At 57.7% G+C, this 16547-nt stretch carries 10 protein-coding genes; 2 read left to right on the forward strand and 8 right to left on the reverse strand.

The genetic code is table 11. The features are described 5' to 3' along the window. Positions 1-5: 5 nt before the first annotated feature. Both BUA44_RS00395 and BUA44_RS00400 read right to left on the reverse strand, forming a co-directional pair. On the reverse strand, positions 6-3650 hold the full coding sequence (locus BUA44_RS00395; RefSeq protein ID WP_072807606.1) for a fibro-slime domain-containing protein: 3645 nt from the start codon (positions 3648-3650) through the stop codon (positions 6-8). Between the two features lie 326 nt (positions 3651-3976). Next, positions 3977-7651 (reverse strand): fibro-slime domain-containing protein, encoded by a 3675-nt coding sequence (locus BUA44_RS00400; RefSeq protein ID WP_083579395.1) that lies wholly within the window; start codon positions 7649-7651, stop codon positions 3977-3979. A gap of 284 nt (positions 7652-7935) precedes the next feature. On the opposite strand from BUA44_RS00400, the gene pta reads away from it, so the two are divergent. Then, positions 7936-9324, forward strand: a complete 1389-nt coding sequence (gene pta / locus BUA44_RS00405) for a phosphate acetyltransferase (protein WP_072807608.1) — start codon at positions 7936-7938, stop codon at positions 9322-9324. Between the two features lie 140 nt (positions 9325-9464). On the opposite strand, the gene BUA44_RS00410 is transcribed toward pta, so the two are convergent. The 6 genes from BUA44_RS00410 to BUA44_RS00430 are packed head-to-tail and all read right to left on the reverse strand — an operon-like array spanning position 9465 to position 15325. Further along, a complete protein-coding gene (locus BUA44_RS00410) occupies positions 9465-10226 on the reverse strand; it encodes a tetratricopeptide repeat protein (RefSeq protein WP_072807609.1) in 762 nt (253 codons plus the stop codon). After that, a complete protein-coding gene (locus BUA44_RS15475; protein WP_175547237.1) occupies positions 10227-10370 on the reverse strand; it encodes a hypothetical protein in 144 nt (47 codons plus the stop codon). 36 nt (positions 10371-10406) lie between these two features. After that, positions 10407-11744 carry an ATP-dependent 6-phosphofructokinase gene (locus BUA44_RS00415; RefSeq protein ID WP_072807610.1) on the reverse strand — a complete coding sequence of 446 codons (1338 nt, stop codon included), beginning with the start codon at positions 11742-11744 and terminating at the stop codon, positions 10407-10409. A 39-nt stretch (positions 11745-11783) separates the two neighbouring features. Beyond that, the gene (locus BUA44_RS00420) at positions 11784-13661 is read right to left on the reverse strand and encodes a sensor histidine kinase (RefSeq protein ID WP_072807611.1); all 1878 of its coding nucleotides are present in this window, start codon (positions 13659-13661) and stop codon (positions 11784-11786) included. Continuing rightward, complete coding sequence (locus tag BUA44_RS00425) at positions 13643-14371, reverse strand: response regulator transcription factor (RefSeq protein WP_072807612.1); 729 nt, start codon at positions 14369-14371, stop codon at positions 13643-13645. The genes BUA44_RS00420 and BUA44_RS00425 overlap by 19 nt, the downstream gene beginning before the upstream one ends. Positions 14372-14407: 36 nt before the next feature. Then, entirely contained in the window at positions 14408-15325 is a 918-nt protein-coding gene (locus tag BUA44_RS00430) for a hypothetical protein (RefSeq protein ID WP_072807613.1), read from the reverse strand. Between the two features lie 249 nt (positions 15326-15574). Between BUA44_RS00430 and BUA44_RS00435 the strand changes: the two genes are divergently transcribed. Then, on the forward strand, positions 15575-16546 hold the full coding sequence (locus BUA44_RS00435; protein ID WP_072807614.1) for a DUF6175 family protein: 972 nt from the start codon (positions 15575-15577) through the stop codon (positions 16544-16546). Position 16547: the final 1 nt, after the last annotated feature.

Below are 16547 nucleotides of genomic sequence, written 5' to 3' on the forward strand. Positions count from 1 at the left end.
GAGAGCTAGTTCTTTTTCTTCTGGTCGTTTCCGTTCAGGACGTCGCCCAGGTTGATGGCGTTCTTGCCACCACGACGCACGCCCCACAGCAGGTCGCGCGTGATGTTCGAGGCGGTCCTGTGGCCAACCATCACCTTCACGTGCAGGCGGGCGATGTAGGCGCCCGTACCCACGAGGCGTCCGTCGTCGGCGCGCATGTTCCACGCGAGGAACAGGTTGCCCGGGTTGGCAAGGCAGCCCGCGTCACCGTAGACTTCCTTGTCGGAGCAGAGGATGGTTCCCGAACTGCCGCCCACGTAGTTGCCCAGGTGCGTGTAGTAGTGCGTCTCGTACTTGAGCTTCACGTCGTCGGGTTTCGCGAGAGAGAGCGTGCCGTCGCGGAACTGTTCGATGTTGCTTGCGGTAATCGTGCCGTTCTTGATGGCGTCAATCACTTCTTCGCTCACGCCGGCCTTCTTGAGTTCCTTCTCGGAGATGTTCCCGTCGATGATATCCTGGAACAGTGCCCCGACGTCCATGTCGGCCGCGGTCTTGATGTTCATGATGGAATCACGACTCGCCTCAATACCGCGCTGCACGTATTCCTCGAACAGGTCGAGGTCTTCGTCACTCAGTTTGCTCTTGTAGTTGTCGGCGGTAATCGTGCCTTCGGTAAACCCGTTGACGGCCTCTTCGCTGAACCCGCCTACCGCGCTTGCCGTGATGCCTGCGATAAGCTGGGCCACGGATTCTTCCTCGGTAATCTCGAGCACGGTGTACGTGGTGTCGTCTTCGCCGCTGTTGAGCAGCGTGGATATAAGCGCGTCGAGGCTCGCGATGTCTTCGGCGGTCTGTGTCTGGATGAGTTCAGCCACGTCGAAGCCAATCAGGTGGCCCTGCACACCCTTCTCGTCGGAAACCTGCTTCGCGTCGGCATCCTTGTTGGTGATGAGGATGGGCTGCGTCGTTGTCGGGTTCTGTACGATCGGGTTGCTGGGGTCAAGCGGCAGCACGTCGGCGCCGGTAATCTGCATATCCTGCTGGCCCGTGATGCGTACCATCGGCGTGTACTTGTGCGGCTTGTTGCTGCTCATGTCTTCGCCGAGGTTCACCGTGGAGCCTCCCTGCGGTACAAAGCCTATGGAGTCGCCCACGGAGGGTATCACAGCGTCGTAGGTGCTTACGTTGAACAGCAGAACCATCTTGCTCTGCGAGCTGGAATTGCTTGCGCCTACGGGCTTTTCCGGGTCTACGACTTCGCCTGCGCGTACGCAGTGGTACCGGAACATGTCCTTGAAGTGCTCCATCGATTCGCTGGTAATCGCCTCGCTGAAGGTGAGTTCCAGTTCGTGCCCGCTCTTGGTAATGCTCTTTACCGCCTGGGTGACAATCGGGTTTACCTTGTCCGTAAGCGGGTCGGCCGCAATGTGGAAGTGGTAGCCCTTGTTGTTCTCGGTGTAGGTGAACCAGGTGTCGATGCTACCTGTGTACACGTCTTCCTTGCCGCCGGTGAATATCAGGCTGCTGAAACCGCACGGCTTGTAGGGCTCGCAGGCGCCCTCGGTTACAATCGTGAGTTCAGTCTTGTTCCCGTGGATGTGGAAGTTCTCTTCCTTCTGTACCGGGAATCCTTCGCCGAACGCGAACTTCAGGGAGTCTAGGTGGTTCTTGCCGCCGAGTTCCTTGTTGAACGTGATGTGCAGGCTGTCGCCGCGTCCGTCGCCGTTACGGTCATAGAATTCTGCGCTGGAGATTCTCGGAATAGGCGGTTCCTGGAACACGAGGTTCGTCCATACTGCGGCAGAGGCCGCGGCTCCCTTCGCCTGTAGCGTCGCGCCCGTTACGGGAGCGTTCGCGATAACGTAGAAGGTCGCCTTGCCCGTGGAGTCGAGCACCACCTTGTTTATGGGCTTGCCGGTCTCGTCGACGGTCTTCAAGTTCAGGTCAGAGGAATTGAGGTTCACGTTCTGGTTGTAGAGCGTGACCGTCGCCCAGTCCTCGAGGAACATCACCTGTACCTTGTACATCTCGTACGCCCACTTGCCAATCTGGAGCGTGTCGCCCGAGACCTGTGCGCCGAGCGGCTTCCATTCTTCTGTCGCGTAGACGAGCGTCGGGATCTTGTACGGCGGGATGGTAATCCACACGCCGGTCTTCTGCGTCGGGTCGGTCTTCAGGGTGATTTCCAGGTAGTAGTGGCCCGGAGCAAGCCCGTTGTTCTCGACAATCCTTGCGGAGTCGATGCTGAACTTCGCCCAGCTCTCGTCGATGTTGATGCCTTCGAACCACATGCCTACGGAGTCGAGCAATACGCCCGCTTCGCCGAGGTTGCCGCCGGTGAGGCGGAAGTTCGAGGGACCTTCGGTGGTATCGACCTGGCCGCCTTCGTTCGCGTCAAAGTCGCAGCTGAGCGCGTCGCCCTTGGTAATCTGCCAGATGTCGTAGTTCTTGGGGTTCCATGCCTTGCCCATCGCGGCCGCGTTGAGCGAGTCGCTGGTAAGGAATATGCTTGCGTCGGTGTGCAGGTCCATGGACGTGCGCATCATGAAGTTCGAGGAACTGGTATGGCGTTCCACGTAGAAGATGTGGAACGGGTATTCCTTGCCTTCGACAAGGCCGAGCGTATCGAGGTCCACGGAACCGACGACTTCGCTATGCTGCCCGCCGAGGTCCACCACCAGGCGGTTGTTGATGAACACCCACACGTCGTCGTCGCCCTTGAATTCGAACTTCTGGCCGTGGACGTATTCAAACTTTGCCTGGAACTTCATGGTGAAGCCGAAGTTGTGCTTCTTGTTCTTCTTGTCGTTCAGTTGGTCGAAGAAGATGTTCTTGACCGTCTTGGCGTCATCGAGGTATTCGAGGTCGTCAAGCAGGAAGAACCCGCCTTCCGGGCTGCTGCCGTTCTTCTGGCCGTACCAGTAGCCTTCCTTGTCAAGTTCAAGATCGACGTCGCGGCAGGCGGAGTTCGTGTATTGCTTGCCGCTTGCATCCTGGCCGATTACGACGGGCAGGAACCAGTAGTCGAGGTGGTCGGAAAGCTTGCAGTCTTCTGGGAAGGTCGGCGAGCGTACGGGGACTCCGTTCGGGCCGAGCGTTTCGCTCACCATGCCCGCCATGTAGCTGGTGCCCTTGCTGTCCTTCGCGTTGTTCTTGTAGTTGTTGTAAGATCCGCTGCAGCCGCCGCTACCGAAGTCGTTGCTGATCAGGTAGAGGGTGTTGCCGAAGTACTGGTCCTTGGCGCCGTTTGCGTAGGGCTTGTTCGAGGAAGCGGAGCATTCGATGCCGTCACAACCTTCTCCGTGTAGCCAGTCGAACATCATCACCTGGATGGTGCGGACGGGGCATTGCCCGAGCACGCCCGGGTACTGTGCGAACATTTCGGGTACGTCGTTCTTGAAACTCTGTATCCAGAGCGTGTCGCTCAGGGCGGCGATGCTGTCGAGCACGATTTCGCTGCCTATGGGGATGCCGCCTGCGGCGACTTCCTCGTTACCGTCGGCACCCACGTAGGTGTAGCCGATGGTCTGCTTGAACCTTACGGTGAAGTTTGTCGCGGGCGCGTTCTTGACCTTAGTCTCGAACCAGCCGCAGTAGTTCTTCACCGCCGACATGATGGTTTCGGTGCCGTTGTAGATGAGCACGGCATTGGTGTTCGTCCAGTGCGGCATGAACCGGATGATTTTAGTTGAACTTGTGGTGGCGGCCGGTTGGCCGGGTTCACCCCCGGGTGCAGTTTGTGATGCAGCGCACACTGCCATGACTAGGGTCAACAGCAATACATGAGTAATTGACTTACACACAATCTCGCTCCTTTAACATCCCTGTATAAAACGCGATAACTCTTCTATATAAATATGCCTTTTTGTAAGCAAAAAAGCAACTATATAATTATTTACAACACAAGAACATACGCGAAAAGGGGCGTTTTTCGCGTATTGAATGTTAAAGGAATTTTACAATAGGGTATAAAGGTTCCGAAAAACCCTTTGATGCCCTACTTTTTCTTTTTCTCGTTCAGGATGTCGCCGAGGTTGATACCGTTCGTACTCCCGCGGCGCACACCCCACATCAGGTCGCGCGTGATGTTCGATACTGTCCTGTGGCCCACCATCACCTTCACGTGCAGGCGGGCGATGTAGGCGCCCGTACCCACGAGGCGTCCGTCGTCGGCGCGCATGTTCCACGCGAGGAACAGGTTGCCCGGGTTGGCAAGGCAGCCCGCGTCGCCGTAGACTTCCTTGTCGGAACACAGGATGCTGCCCGAACTGCCGCCCACGTAGGTGCCGAGGTGCGTGTAGTAGTGCGTCTCGTACTTGAGCTTCACATCGTCGGGTTTCGCGAGAGAGAGCGTGCCGTCGCGGAACTGGTCGATGTTGCTTGCGGTAATCGTGCCGTTCTTGATTGCCTCGATCACCTCTTCGCTCACGCCGTTCTTCTTGAGTTCCTTCGCGGAGATGTTCCCGTCGATGATATCCTGGAAGAGCGCGCCCACGTCCATGTCGGCCGCGGTCTTGATGTTCACGATGGTATCGCGGCTCGCCTCGATACCGCGCTGCACGTATTCCTCGAACAGTTCGAGGTCTTCGTCACTCAGTTTCTTCTTGTAGTTGTTCGCGGTGATGCTCGAGTCCATGAACCCGGTGATGGCCTCGTCGGTGAACCCGCTGATGGCGCTCGCCTTGATGGCCTCGATGAGCTGCGCGATGGATTCCTCCTCGGTAATCTCGAGCACGGTGTACGTGGTGTCGTCTTCGCCGCCGTTCAGGAGCGTGGAGATGAGCGCGTCGAGGCTCGCGATGTCTTCGGCGGTCTGCGTCGAGATGAGCTCGGCGACGTCGAAGCCTATCAGGTGGCCCTGCACGCCGAGGGAATCGGACACGTGCTTCGCGTCGGCATCCTTGTTGGTGATGAGCTTCGGCTGCGTGGTGTTCTCTTCGTCCTGCACAATCTCGTTATTCGGGTCGAGCGGCAGCACGTCGGTGCCGGTAATCTGCATGTCCTGCTGGCCCGAGATGCGCACCATCGGCGTGTACCTGTGGGGCTTGTTGCCGCTCATGTCCTCGGCGAGGCTCGTGGTGGAACCTCCTTGCGGTACAAAGCCTACGGAGTCGCCCACGGAGGGGATTACCGCATCGTAGGTGCTCATGGTGAACAGCAGGGTCATGGAACTGTTCGAAGAACCGTTGTCTGCGCCTACGGGCTTTTCGGGGTCGACCTTCTCGCCGCCGCGCACGCACGAATAGCGGAACATGTCCTTGAAGTACTGCTTCGTGTCTTCGGTAATCGCCTCGCTGAAGGTGAGGGTGAGCTCGTGCCCGCTCTTGGTGATGCTCTTTACCGCCTGGGTAACAATCGGGTTTACTTTATCCGTAAGCGGGTCCGCCGCAATGTGGAAGTGGTACCCCTTGTTGTTCTCGGTGTAGGTAAACCAGGTGTCGATGCTGCCCGTGTACAGGTCTTCCTTGCCGCCGGTGAATATCAAGCTGCTGAAACCGCAGAGCTTGTAAGGCTCGCAGGTGCCGCTCGAGACAATCGTAAGTTCGGTGTTGTTGCCGGAAACCTTCCAGTTTTCCTTTGTCTGTACCGGGAAGCCTTCGCCGAACGCGAACTTCAGGGAATCGAGGGTGTTCTTGCCGCCGAGTTCCTTGTTGAACTTTATGTGCAGGCTGTCGCCGCGCCCGTCGCCGTTACGGTCGTAGAATTCCGCGCTGGAGATTCTCGGGATGGGCGGTTCCTGGAACACGAGGTCGGTCCAGACGGCAGCGGAAGATGCGGCGCCCTTCGCCTGCAGCGTCGCTCCCGTAACGGGCGCGTTCGCGATAACGTAGAACGTGGCGCGGCCCGTGGAGTCGAGCACCACCTTGCTGATTGCCTTGCCGGTCTCGTCGACCGTCTTCATGTTCGGGTCGCTAGAGGAGAGGTTTATGTTCTGGTTGTAGATGGATACCTGCGCCCAGTCTTCCTCGAACATCACCTGCACCTTGTACATCTCGTACGCCCACTGGCCAATCTGGAGCGTGTCGCCCGAGACCTGCGACGTGAGCGACTTCCACTGCTCGGTAGCGAACACCAGCGTGGGCACCTTGTACGGCGGGATGGTAATCCACACGCCGGTCTTCTGTTCGGGGTTGTTCTTGAGCGAGACCTCGAGGTAGTAGTGGCCCGGGGCAAGCCCGTTGTTCTCTACGATGCGTGCGGAGTCGATGCTGAACTGGTACCAGTTGTCCTCGATGGTGATGCCTTCGAACCATGTTCCTGCGGTATCGAGCATTACGCCCGCTTCGCCGAGGTTGCCGCCGGTGAGCCTGTAGTTGGACGGGCCTTCTACCGTGTCGACGTCTGCAAGTTCGTTCGCGGAGAAGTCGCAGCTGAGGGCGTCCTTCTTCACAATCTGCCACACGTCGTAGTTCTTGATGGCGGGCGTGGAGCGCAGGTCGGTGAGGAATATGCTCGCCTCGGTGCGCAGGTCTATGGAGGTGCGCATCATGAAGTTCGACTGCGTCTGCTTGCGTTCGGCGTAGAAGATATGGAACGGGTAGGTTTCGCCCTCGGTAAGCCCGAGCGTGTCGAGGTCCACCGCGCCCGATGCCTTCGTGTGCTGCCCGCCGATATCGACCACCAGGCGGTTGTTGATGAACACCCACACGTCGTCGTCGCCGTTGAACTCGAAGTACTGTCCGGGCACGTATTCGAACTTCGCCTGGATCTTCATGGTGAAGCCGAAGTTGTGGTAGCCCTTGTTGCCGCTTAGGGAGTCGTAGTTCACGTTCTCGACAGTGCCTTCCTCGTCGAGCCAGCGGAAGTCGTCGAGGAAGAACAGCCCGCCTTCGGGGCTGCCGTCGTCACGCTGGCCGAGCCAGAATCCGTCGTCGGTCAGTTCGAGTTCCAGGTCGCGGCAGGTGGCGTTCGTGTACTTCTTGCCGTTCGCATCGGTGTTGATGACATCGGGCAAGAACCAGTAGTCGAGATGTGTCGCGTTCGTGCAGCTGGAGGGGAGTTCCTGTACGCGCACGGGTACGCCGTTGCTGCCGAGTACGGGTTCGACCATCCCCTTGGTGAGCGTGCAGCCGTCTGCGCCGAAGTCCTCGTTGGTGCCTTCGCCGCGCCTCGGGACCCCGCGCGCCTCGTAGCCGTTGCGTCCGCCCCTTTCGGAACCGTCGTACCAGTCGAACATCATTACCGAGAGTGTCTTTACCGGGCAGTCGCCCAGGCGGTTCGGGTATGCGGAAAACTGGTCTGGGGGGCCGGAGGGGTTGCCGATAATCCACAGCGTGTCGTTGAGTGCCGCGATGCTGTCGAGGTTGATGGGTTCGCCTACGGGGGTGAGCCCGCGTGCTACGTGCTCGGGGCCTTCCGCGGTCACGTAGGTGTTGCCGATGGTCTGCTTGAACATGACCTCGAAGCCGGTGGCGGGTGCGTTCTTGACCCTGGCTTCGAACCAGCCGCAGTAGTTCTTGACCGCGGTCATGGTGGTTTCGGTGCCCTTGTAGTTCAAGATGGCGTTGGTGTTCGTCCAGTTCGGCATGAACCGGATAACGACGTTAGAACCGCCTGCAGCTTCTCCGCCGGCAGGTTCCTGTTCTGCAGGTGTTTCCCTGTTGTTGTCTCTGCCGTTCCCGTTCCCGGGCTGTGACATAGCGCACATCGAGGCGATGAGTGTCAACAACATGACACGGGTGATAGCCTTATACCACACAATAAACGCTCCTTAATAAACATCCCAATCAGTGGGGCGATACTATAAATATCGCTTATTTTGGGTAAAAATGCAACAGGAGGCAGGGTTCCAATTTAACATAAGCGTGCAAAAAACGTGCATAAATCATACTTGAAACGTAAATAAAAGTTTACTACAAGGCGAAGGGTGCCGTTTTTGGGTCTGGCTCCGGTTTTTCCCGCGGTTAAAACCTACTTTTTATACGTTCAACAAACAGTTTTTTTTGGAGATAATTTATGAATCGTGTATATCTGGTTGCTTCTGCCAACATGGAAGCGAAGGTCAAGGAAGTCGTCGACGGCGTTGCCGCTGCCGGCCTCAAGTCCGCCACCTACAAGCCGTGCGTGAACGGTGCCGAAGCCGCCGCCGAACTCAAGGCGCACAACTCCGCCGTGCTCATGGAAAAGATTGCCGCCGACTTCCTCAAGCAGAATTTCGATTCCGTGGATGCAGTCGTGGTGGAAGGCGCTGTTGGCATGAGCGACGTGATGGCCCAGAAGTTCAACGACACCCTCGCGACCGCGCTCGACGCGAAGATTTATTCCGATAGCGAGGATGCCGACCTGTTCTGCCCGTGCCGCCTGCTGCACTGCGGGAAGTGCCTCGCGAAGGACCTCGCCGCAGAACCTGCCGAACGCAAGACGAGCCAGGCGATGTTCCGTGCGGGCCTGCTCCTCAAGGCGTCCAAGGCGAAGAAGCGCATTGTGCTCCCCGAAGGTAGCGAACCGCGTACCGTGCAGGCCGCGAAGCTCGTAATCGACCGTGGTATCGCGGTTCCCGTGCTCGTGGGCAAGAAGGAGGAAATCCTGAAGGTCGCGAAGGAACAGGGCGTGCAGCTCCCGGCTGACATCGAAATTATCGAACCCAGTGCTGAACTCGCCGAAAAGTACGTTCCGACGCTCGTGGAACTCCGCAAGTCGAAGGGCATGACCGAAGACCAGGCCCGCGCGGCTCTTGCAGATAACGTAATGCTCGGCACCATGATGCTCAAGATGGGCGAAGTCGACGGTCTCGTCTCTGGTGCCATCCACTCTACCGCAGATACACTGCGCCCTGCCCTGCAGGTGATCAAGTGCGCCCCGGGCGTCAAGTCCGTGAGCTCCGTGTTCTTCATGTGCATGCCCGGCAAGACTTACATCTACGGCGACTGCGCTATCAACCTGAACCCCACCGCCGAGGAACTCGCGGGAATCGCCATGCAGTGCGACGACACCGCTAAGGCCTTTGGCCTTCCCAGCCGTGTCGCGATGCTCAGCTACAGCACCATGAACAGCGGCAAGGGCCCGGATGCAGACCTCGTGCGCGAAGCGACCAAGATCGTTAAGGAAGCCCGCCCCGAGATGCTCGTGGATGGCCCGCTGCAGTACGATGCCGCGACCGTGCCGAGCGTCGGCTCCCTCAAGGCTCCGGGCAGCACCGTCGCCGGCAAGGCCACCGTGTTCGTGTTCCCGAGCCTCTCTGCGGGTAACATTGGCTACAAGGCCGTGCAGCGTAGCGCGCAGGGCACCATCGCCATCGGCCCCATGCTCCAGGGCCTCGCGAAGCCGGTGAACGACCTGAGCCGTGGCGCCCTCGTCGAAGACATCGTCTACACGATTGCCTTGACTGCTGTGCAGGCGGGTTAAGCCCGCGTCACACCGAAGCCTTGCGTAGCAAGGCAAGTGTGTCCATTAGCATATATCAAAAAAATCGCCTGCTATTTCGCAGCCGATTTTTTTTGGATGCCCTTGTCAAGCAAAGCTTGACTGCGGCATGACATTTCATATTATTTCTTGTCTAACTTCGCGTTGATTTTCTTCTTCAGTTCTTTCAACTGCCAGCGCCCGCGCTTGTCTTCCATAAAGTAGCTTGTACGTATTCCGCGGGAAAGTCCGCGCTCTATCAGGTCGAGCGCGTCGGCGTATCGCTTCTGCTCGAACCGCAGTTCGGCAAGGAAGAAGTAGTTGTATAGGTCCTTCGGGTCCTGCTGCAGGGCCATGTTCAGGTACTTGTCGGCGAGGTCCTTGTCGGGCCACGTGAGAATCAGGGGCACGTAGGGCAAAAGCTGGTGGGCGCGACCGAGCACTTGCCAGTCCTCAGTCTTTGTGGCCACGTCGCGCACGATTGTCGCAATCCCGTCCTTTACCGCCTGCAGCGGGTTCTTGTCGGCCCCCCACATCGATACCGCGGTTGCGTATATATGCGAGATGTCCTTGTTCTTCGGGAACTTCGCATAGGCCGCCTCGCTGATGTTTTTCAGGGAGTCCAGCTTCTGCGAGCGCTTCTTTTTGTCGAAGGGTACAAAACGGAAAGAAAAGTACAGGCTCTTCACGTAGCCCTCGGTCGCCGCCTCGGCAACAGATGCGTCGTCCATCGCCTTCCTGTAGGCATCAATCATGAGTTTCGCATTGTGTGCATCCGCCTTGTCGCCCTTTGCGCGTTCGGCCCTGGCCGCATAGCACGAATCCGCAAAGCGCAGGTCGTCGTTTGCGAAAACCGTGAACGTACAGAGCAGTACGGCAAGTGCTATTTTGGATGCAATACGCATTTAGGTCTGCCAGTTCCTCAGAAACTTGTTGACGTGCGCAATCCTGTTCTTTTCTTCGTCGGTGCCGTGGAATGTCTTGAACAGCAGGTTACGGTATTCCATCATGGCGGTGCGAATCAGAATCTTGTCTTCTTTCTTGAGCATAGTGCGGTAATAATACAAAAAAAATTAAATGTTACTTTATTTGTTGCCCTTGCCCTTGCCTGCAAAGTAATCCTGCTGGCGGGTGGCCCCGAGCACGGCGTGCCACAGCGTGCCGTTCGGGTCGATCTTCTTCCTTTCGTTCACGGCGTACTCTATGGGTACGTGGCTGAACTGCTCGTTCATGCTGCCCACCACCATGTCGGTCTTGCCCGCCATGCCGGCGTGAACCGCGCTTTCTGCCAGCTGGAAGCAGAAGATGGCGTCGGTTCCCTTCGCGGGGATGCTCCGCACCATGTAGCTCGGGTCGAAGTACTTGATGTTCACTTCCTTGCCGACCTTGTCGAAGTGTTCCTTTATCTTGCGCGTCAGGAATTCGCCGATGTCGTTCTTCAGGATGTTCCCGCTCGCGTCGCGGCGTTCTTCCTGGTCCTTGAACAGTTCCTGCCCGGCGCCTTCGGCGACGGCGATAACCGCGTGTGTCTTGCCACTGCTGTAGCGGCTCTCGAGAGCCTTGAACAGGCCTTCCAGCGTGAAGGGAACCTCGGGCACGAGGCAGAAGTTCACGACCGTAGTCGCGAGCGCTGCGTATGCGGCAATGAAGCCCGAGTCGCGGCCCATGAGCTTCACTAACCCAAGCCCGTTGAATGCGCCGTTCGCCTCGTTGTGTGCGCTCGTAATCACGTCGGTCGCGCTGAGGACCGCGGTCTCGAAACCGAACGTGCGGTCGATGAGGTTCAGGTCGTTGTCGATAGTCTTCGGGATGCCGATAATCGAGATGGGCTGCCTGCGCTTCTTGACTTCTTCGGCAATCGCGTGTGCGCCGCGGAGGGTGCCGTCGCCGCCGATGCAGAACAGCACGTTGATGTTGAGGCGCATCAGGGTATCCACCATCACCACCGGGTCCTGCATGCCGCGTGAACTCCCGAGAATCGTGCCGCCGTCTTCCTGGATGGAATCGACCACGTCGGGGTTGAGCGTGATGGGCGAGTAGCCGTATGCGGGGTTGAGTCCGCGGTAGCCGTAGGGGATGCCAAAAATATTGCGGACGCCGTAATCGAACCAGAGCACCTGTACGAGGCCCTTGATCACGTTGTTGAGGCCGGGGCAGAGCCCGCCGCAGGTCACCACGCCGGCGCGTGTCCAGGCGGGGTCGTGGAAAATGGTTTCGCGCGGGCCGGCCGCCTCGAGCGACGGGACCTCGATACCCTTGTCTATGAATTCGTGTATGCGCTTGATGTCGGTGGTGAGGCTGATGCGGTCGTCTTCCGAGACGAACTTGATTCCCTTCATGGGGGATTTCAGCGTGCCTTTGCCGACGGTTTCAATAGAAAGGTCAAAATCTTTCGGGTTGGCGAGAATGTCTTCTTGGGTCATAGTGACCCTAAAATACTAAAAATCCGGAGCCCGCGCCCACTATACCATCGGCGGGAAATGGATTTTCGTGCGCAAACCGGGGTTCGCGTTCTCTATCTCGATTTTCATGTTCGAGAGCGCGCAGAGTTTTTTCACCATCGAGAGCCCGATGCCCGTGCCCTTCGTGGTGCGGGTCATCTCGTTTTCTACGCGGTAGAATTCCTGGAACACCTTCTTCATCTCGGAGGGCGGAATGCCCGGGCCGTAGTCGCGCACGGCGAGGTACACGTGGTCGCCTTCCGTCTTCATCTCGATGATAATCATCTTGTAGTCGGCGTTCTTCGAGAACTTGAGCGAGTTGTCCACGAGGTTCGTGAGAATCTGCATCACGGCGTCGCGGTCCATCATCAGCTGCACGCGGTCAATATCCGAGTCGCACGACACGGTGAGTGAAAAACCGTGGTCCTCGATGTTCTTGGTGTACATGGTCACGAAGTCGTCGAGCACGGCCTTCGGCCAGTCCTTCCTGATGTTTGCCACCCAGCGGTTGCCGTCGATTTTCGAGAGGTCGAGTACGTTCTGGATAAGCCTCGTGAGGCGGTCGCTCTCGCTTGCAATCTGGTCAAAGCTGCGCTTGCGCTTGGCGTCGTCCATCTTCTGATAACTTGTCTGTAATATCTCGGCGCGCATCTTGATGGTGGTGAGCGGTGTCTTGAGTTCGTGACTCACCGCCGATATAAAGTCCTGTCGCTTCTGGGCCAGGTCGAGCTGGCTCTGCGTAAGCCGGTAGATAGAGATGAGGCCGCCCCCCAGAAGCAGGAACATGATTCCGCCTATCAGGAACAGCAGCTGCCCGTTGCTGATAATCTGGCCGTTGCCGCCTGCCTCCTGCACCGACTTGTCGACGTAGACGCTCATGGTGATGGCGTTCAGCGGTTCGGCGAGGTTTTCCTCGAATACCTTCACGGCGAAGCGGGTGTCGATACCGAACGATACGAGGTCTCCCTTGTACGTAAACTTCAGGGCGAGGTGGTTGTCTTCGTTCGCGTAGTCGCCCACCTCGAGATCCACGATGCTCCTCAGGTATTCGCGAAGGTCTACCACGAACCCCTGCACAAAGTTCTCCTCGCCGCGCAGCACGTTTCTGTAGAACACGATGTACTGGCGGTTCAGTTCCGCCTGGAACGATTCGATGGCGATGTCCATCGTGCCCACGTACGGGAATATCCTGTACAGGCCCGAGGTGTCCATCTTGGCCGATTCCACGTTGAACGCGAACTGTTCCTGCTCGGAGGTGCGCTCCACGCGCATGCGCTTCTTGCGGTTCTTGCTCTTGGAAAGGTCCACCTCGTTGGCGAGCTGGTCAAGCGCGTTGGAACTTTCGCCTGCAGTCTTGGAGGTATCCAGCGTGGCGGCCGTCCCCTTGTTCTTGATGCCCATGTCGCGCACGATAAACTTGAGCCTGTTCTGGAACGACTCGCGGATATCCTTGTTCTCGAGCTGCACCTGCCCGAGCGCGCCCGCCGGCAGGTAGGGGGTACTGAACACGCCGTCGGGGTCTATCTGGAAATGCCCGATAAGTCCGGCGTACTGGCTGCAGTAGTCCAGCTTGCTGGAATCGCTATTGCACGATGTTACCGGGAAGTTGAGCGCGAGGTCCGAGTAGGTGGGCTGCTCGCCTGCAGAAATGGTCTTCGCGACCTTGATGAACCTGTACTCCATGAAGGAGCGCTTGTTCTCTATCGCGAGGTCGTCCTTGATGCGGTTGTTCGCCATCTTCAGGACCTGCGTTGCGTGCATGGCCCATTCCGCCTTCGACTCGTCCTGCATGTGCAGGTACGAATCGTAAAGCAGCCCCGCCACCGGGAGTGCAATCACGGCGAAGATGGCTGAATAGATGAGAACGAGACGTTTCTTTATTAAGCGGTTTTTGAGCATTCAGGTGTAGAACGCATCTGGTAGCCTTCGCCACGGAACGTGACCAAGAGCTTCGGATGGGAAGGATCGTCCTCGATTTTCTTGCGGAGCTTGGTGATGTGGATGTCGACGGTGCGGGTATCCACGGATTCGGCGTTCTCGTAGCCCCAGACTTCGCGGAGCAGTTCGGAGCGCGGGACCGCATGGTCACGGTTGTTCCACAGGTATTCGAGGATTTCGATTTCCTTGCGCGTGAATGCGAGTTCTTCCTTGCCGCGCGTGCCTGCGTATTCGCGGAAGTTCACGCGGAGGTTGCCTGCCACGAGCTTGCCTTCGTTTTCCATGGACTGGCGGCTGCGGCGGAGTACGGCCTCGATGCGTGCGAGCAGCATCGGGGTGGAGAACGGCTTCGGGATGTAGTCGTCGGCACCGAACTTGAGGCCGTTGATGATGTCTTCGTCGGTGTTCTTTGCAGAGAGGATTATAATGGGGAGGCTTCTGTCCTTTTCGCGAATCTTGTCGCAGACCTCGAAGCCGTTCATGCCCGGGAGCATCACGTCGAGGAGCACCAGTCCGTACTGTCCGGTGAGGGCCTCGGTAAGGCCGCTTTCGCCGTCGGCGACATGCTTTACGTGGTAGCCGTTGAGCTCGCAGAGGTCTACGAGGCTTTCTGCAATTGCAATTTCGTCTTCAACAATAAGAATGCTAGTGTTGCTAGTATTGTTAGCCATTTTTGTTTCCCTTAAACTCCTATGGGGGTATTTAGTTTAAATTGCGAGACCGACGCCGATTTCAGCAGCCATGCGCCCCGGTTCGATTTCTTCCGGGAAGTCGCCGCCGAAGTAGTACTTGAAGTTCGCGTATGCGGCAATCGGGATAATCGGAAGCTTTGCACGCAGGCCAACGAGGATATGGCCGCCGATGCTGGTCTTGAGGCCTTCCTCGAGGGCGGCGTCCTGGATGTTTTCCACAAGGGCGTCGGTAAGGCGCTGTGCCATTGCGTTCTGGTCGGGCAGGGCAATGGAATTGGGGTCGAGCGCCGCTGCCGGGTTGCTCATCACGCCGTCAATCGCGTTCTGCATTTCGGCCTCGAGTTCAGCCTTCACCACGTTGTAGGTGCCGCCCACGACCTTCGAGGTGAAGGGCTGGTTCAGGATGAACGTGTTCATGTAGTAGGTAAGGCCGCCGCCGATGTAGGGGCGGATAATGGGGATGAACGTGATGGGGTAGGTAATGGAGAGGTCGCCGTTCATCTGCACGAACTTCGGGTTCGCCTTGCCGAACGGGGTGCCGCCGAGTTCCACCTCGAGGTCAATCTGCTGGTAGGCGCTCAGGTCGGCTGCCGCAGCACCCGCGAGAACTGCGGTCGGGTCCTTGATGACGAACAGCGATGCGTCGTAGGAGCCGAACTGGATGTTGAAGGTCGCTTCGATGTCGATGATGGGGAGGATATCCACCCACACCTTGAAACCGAAACCGTGCATCATCTCGTCGAATCCGCCGTGCCACAGCTTGACTTCGCCCGCGTCGGTGACGTTGACGCTGTTGCCGAACCTGTCGGGGGTTTCGGCGAAGCCTGTCATCTTGCTGCCGAAATTGGGGGTGTAGTGCGCGCCGATACCGATGATGGCGAATGACTGCGAGGCGAGCAGGGCACCTGCTGCGAGTAGGATTTTAGCGTTCATAAATGCTCCTAGGAAAACTTCTAGACTTGAAACTAGATAAAAATTTTCAAAATGGGGCGCCCCCTGGGGCGAAAAAGTGCCAAAATCCGCTTTTTTGTGATGTTCCGGCGCATTTTATCGGTATTTATGGCTTATTTATCAAGACAATGTAAACAAAATTGTATATACCCGCGAAAAAAAGTATATATTATGTAAGTTTTAAGGGGGTCCCTTGGGATTCCCGGCGACTTTCTTTCCAAGAGGAGAAATATGCGCAAACTGATAACACTGATCGCCCTTATGGGACTCATGGCGAGCCTTTCCTTTGCGGCAGACGATGCCGCCACCCGCCGCCGTTCCGCAAAGGCGTTCGACGAACTTGATGCCGACGAGGCAAGGCCCGCGAAGAGGCCCGCCTACGAGAAGCAGGCCCCTGCCAGGCAGGCGCCCGCTCCCAGACAGCAGTCTATAGCTATGGGCAACCAGGCGTTGCCTACGATTATCGTTGTCCCCGCCCAGAAGGCGAAGGGCATGAGCGACCTCCAGGCGTTCCAAAGCAACCCGAACAACCGTATGGCCATCGAGGCCATCAACGGCTACCTGACTCAGCGCCAGTACGAGGTGAAGTCGCTTGCCGGCGAGGAGACCCTCGGCGAGGTCATCCAGATGCAGCAGGATATCGCCGAGACGGAAGAAGACCTTTCGTACCTCGCGAGCCTCGCCCTGAGTGCCGATATCTACATCAAGTTCTCCGCTTCCATCGAAGGCGGTATCGTGCTTATCGAGCTGAGCGCCTACGAGGCGGCGACTGCGCGCCTGCTGGGTAGCCAGACGAGCCAGGCTGCCGCAAACGGGCAGAGCAAGGGCGCCATTGCGCAGGCGGTATTCGATGCCGCGCACCGTGCCATGCCGGGTCTCGAGAAGAAAATCAAGGGCTACTGGGAAGTGGACCGCAAGAACGGCGTTCAGTACAAGGTAATAATGAAGTTGCAGGGCGACTTTGACGAGCAACGCGTGGAAGATATCCAGGACGACGTGAACATGCTCGCGAAGAAGGCGTTCAAGCGTGTGAACACGAACGTGCAGACGGCAAAGACTATCGACATGACCGTGTTTGCCGACATGGACAAGTTCGCCGACTCGCAGGAAGTCTACAGCTACATCCGTCGCGGGCTCAAGGGTTCCGTGACCGTGCGCAAGATAAACATTACCAAGAAACTGATTTTGATCGAACTCAAGTAGT

The sequence above is a fragment of the Fibrobacter sp. UWR3 genome, assembly GCF_900143055.1.
Lineage (GTDB): Bacteria > Fibrobacterota > Fibrobacteria > Fibrobacterales > Fibrobacteraceae > Fibrobacter.

What these genes read in the sequence shown, in the direction of transcription:
- BUA44_RS00430 (WP_072807613.1), bottom strand. Translation starts at nt 15,325, where the DNA reads ATGAACGCTAAAATCCTACTCGCAGCAGGTGCCCTGCTCGCCTCGCAG.
- BUA44_RS00435 (WP_072807614.1), top strand. Translation starts at nt 15,575, where the DNA reads ATGCGCAAACTGATAACACTGATCGCCCTTATGGGACTCATGGCGAGC.
- pta (WP_072807608.1), top strand. Translation starts at nt 7,936, where the DNA reads ATGAATCGTGTATATCTGGTTGCTTCTGCCAACATGGAAGCGAAGGTC.
- BUA44_RS15475 (WP_175547237.1), bottom strand. Translation starts at nt 10,370, where the DNA reads ATGCTCAAGAAAGAAGACAAGATTCTGATTCGCACCGCCATGATGGAA.
- BUA44_RS00415 (WP_072807610.1), bottom strand. Translation starts at nt 11,744, where the DNA reads ATGACCCAAGAAGACATTCTCGCCAACCCGAAAGATTTTGACCTTTCT.
- BUA44_RS00420 (WP_072807611.1), bottom strand. Translation starts at nt 13,661, where the DNA reads ATGCTCAAAAACCGCTTAATAAAGAAACGTCTCGTTCTCATCTATTCA.
- BUA44_RS00410 (WP_072807609.1), bottom strand. Translation starts at nt 10,226, where the DNA reads ATGCGTATTGCATCCAAAATAGCACTTGCCGTACTGCTCTGTACGTTC.
- BUA44_RS00395 (WP_072807606.1), bottom strand. Translation starts at nt 3,650, where the DNA reads ATGCCGCACTGGACGAACACCAATGCCGTGCTCATCTACAACGGCACC.
- BUA44_RS00425 (WP_072807612.1), bottom strand. Translation starts at nt 14,371, where the DNA reads ATGGCTAACAATACTAGCAACACTAGCATTCTTATTGTTGAAGACGAA.
- BUA44_RS00400 (WP_083579395.1), bottom strand. Translation starts at nt 7,651, where the DNA reads ATGTTGTTGACACTCATCGCCTCGATGTGCGCTATGTCACAGCCCGGG.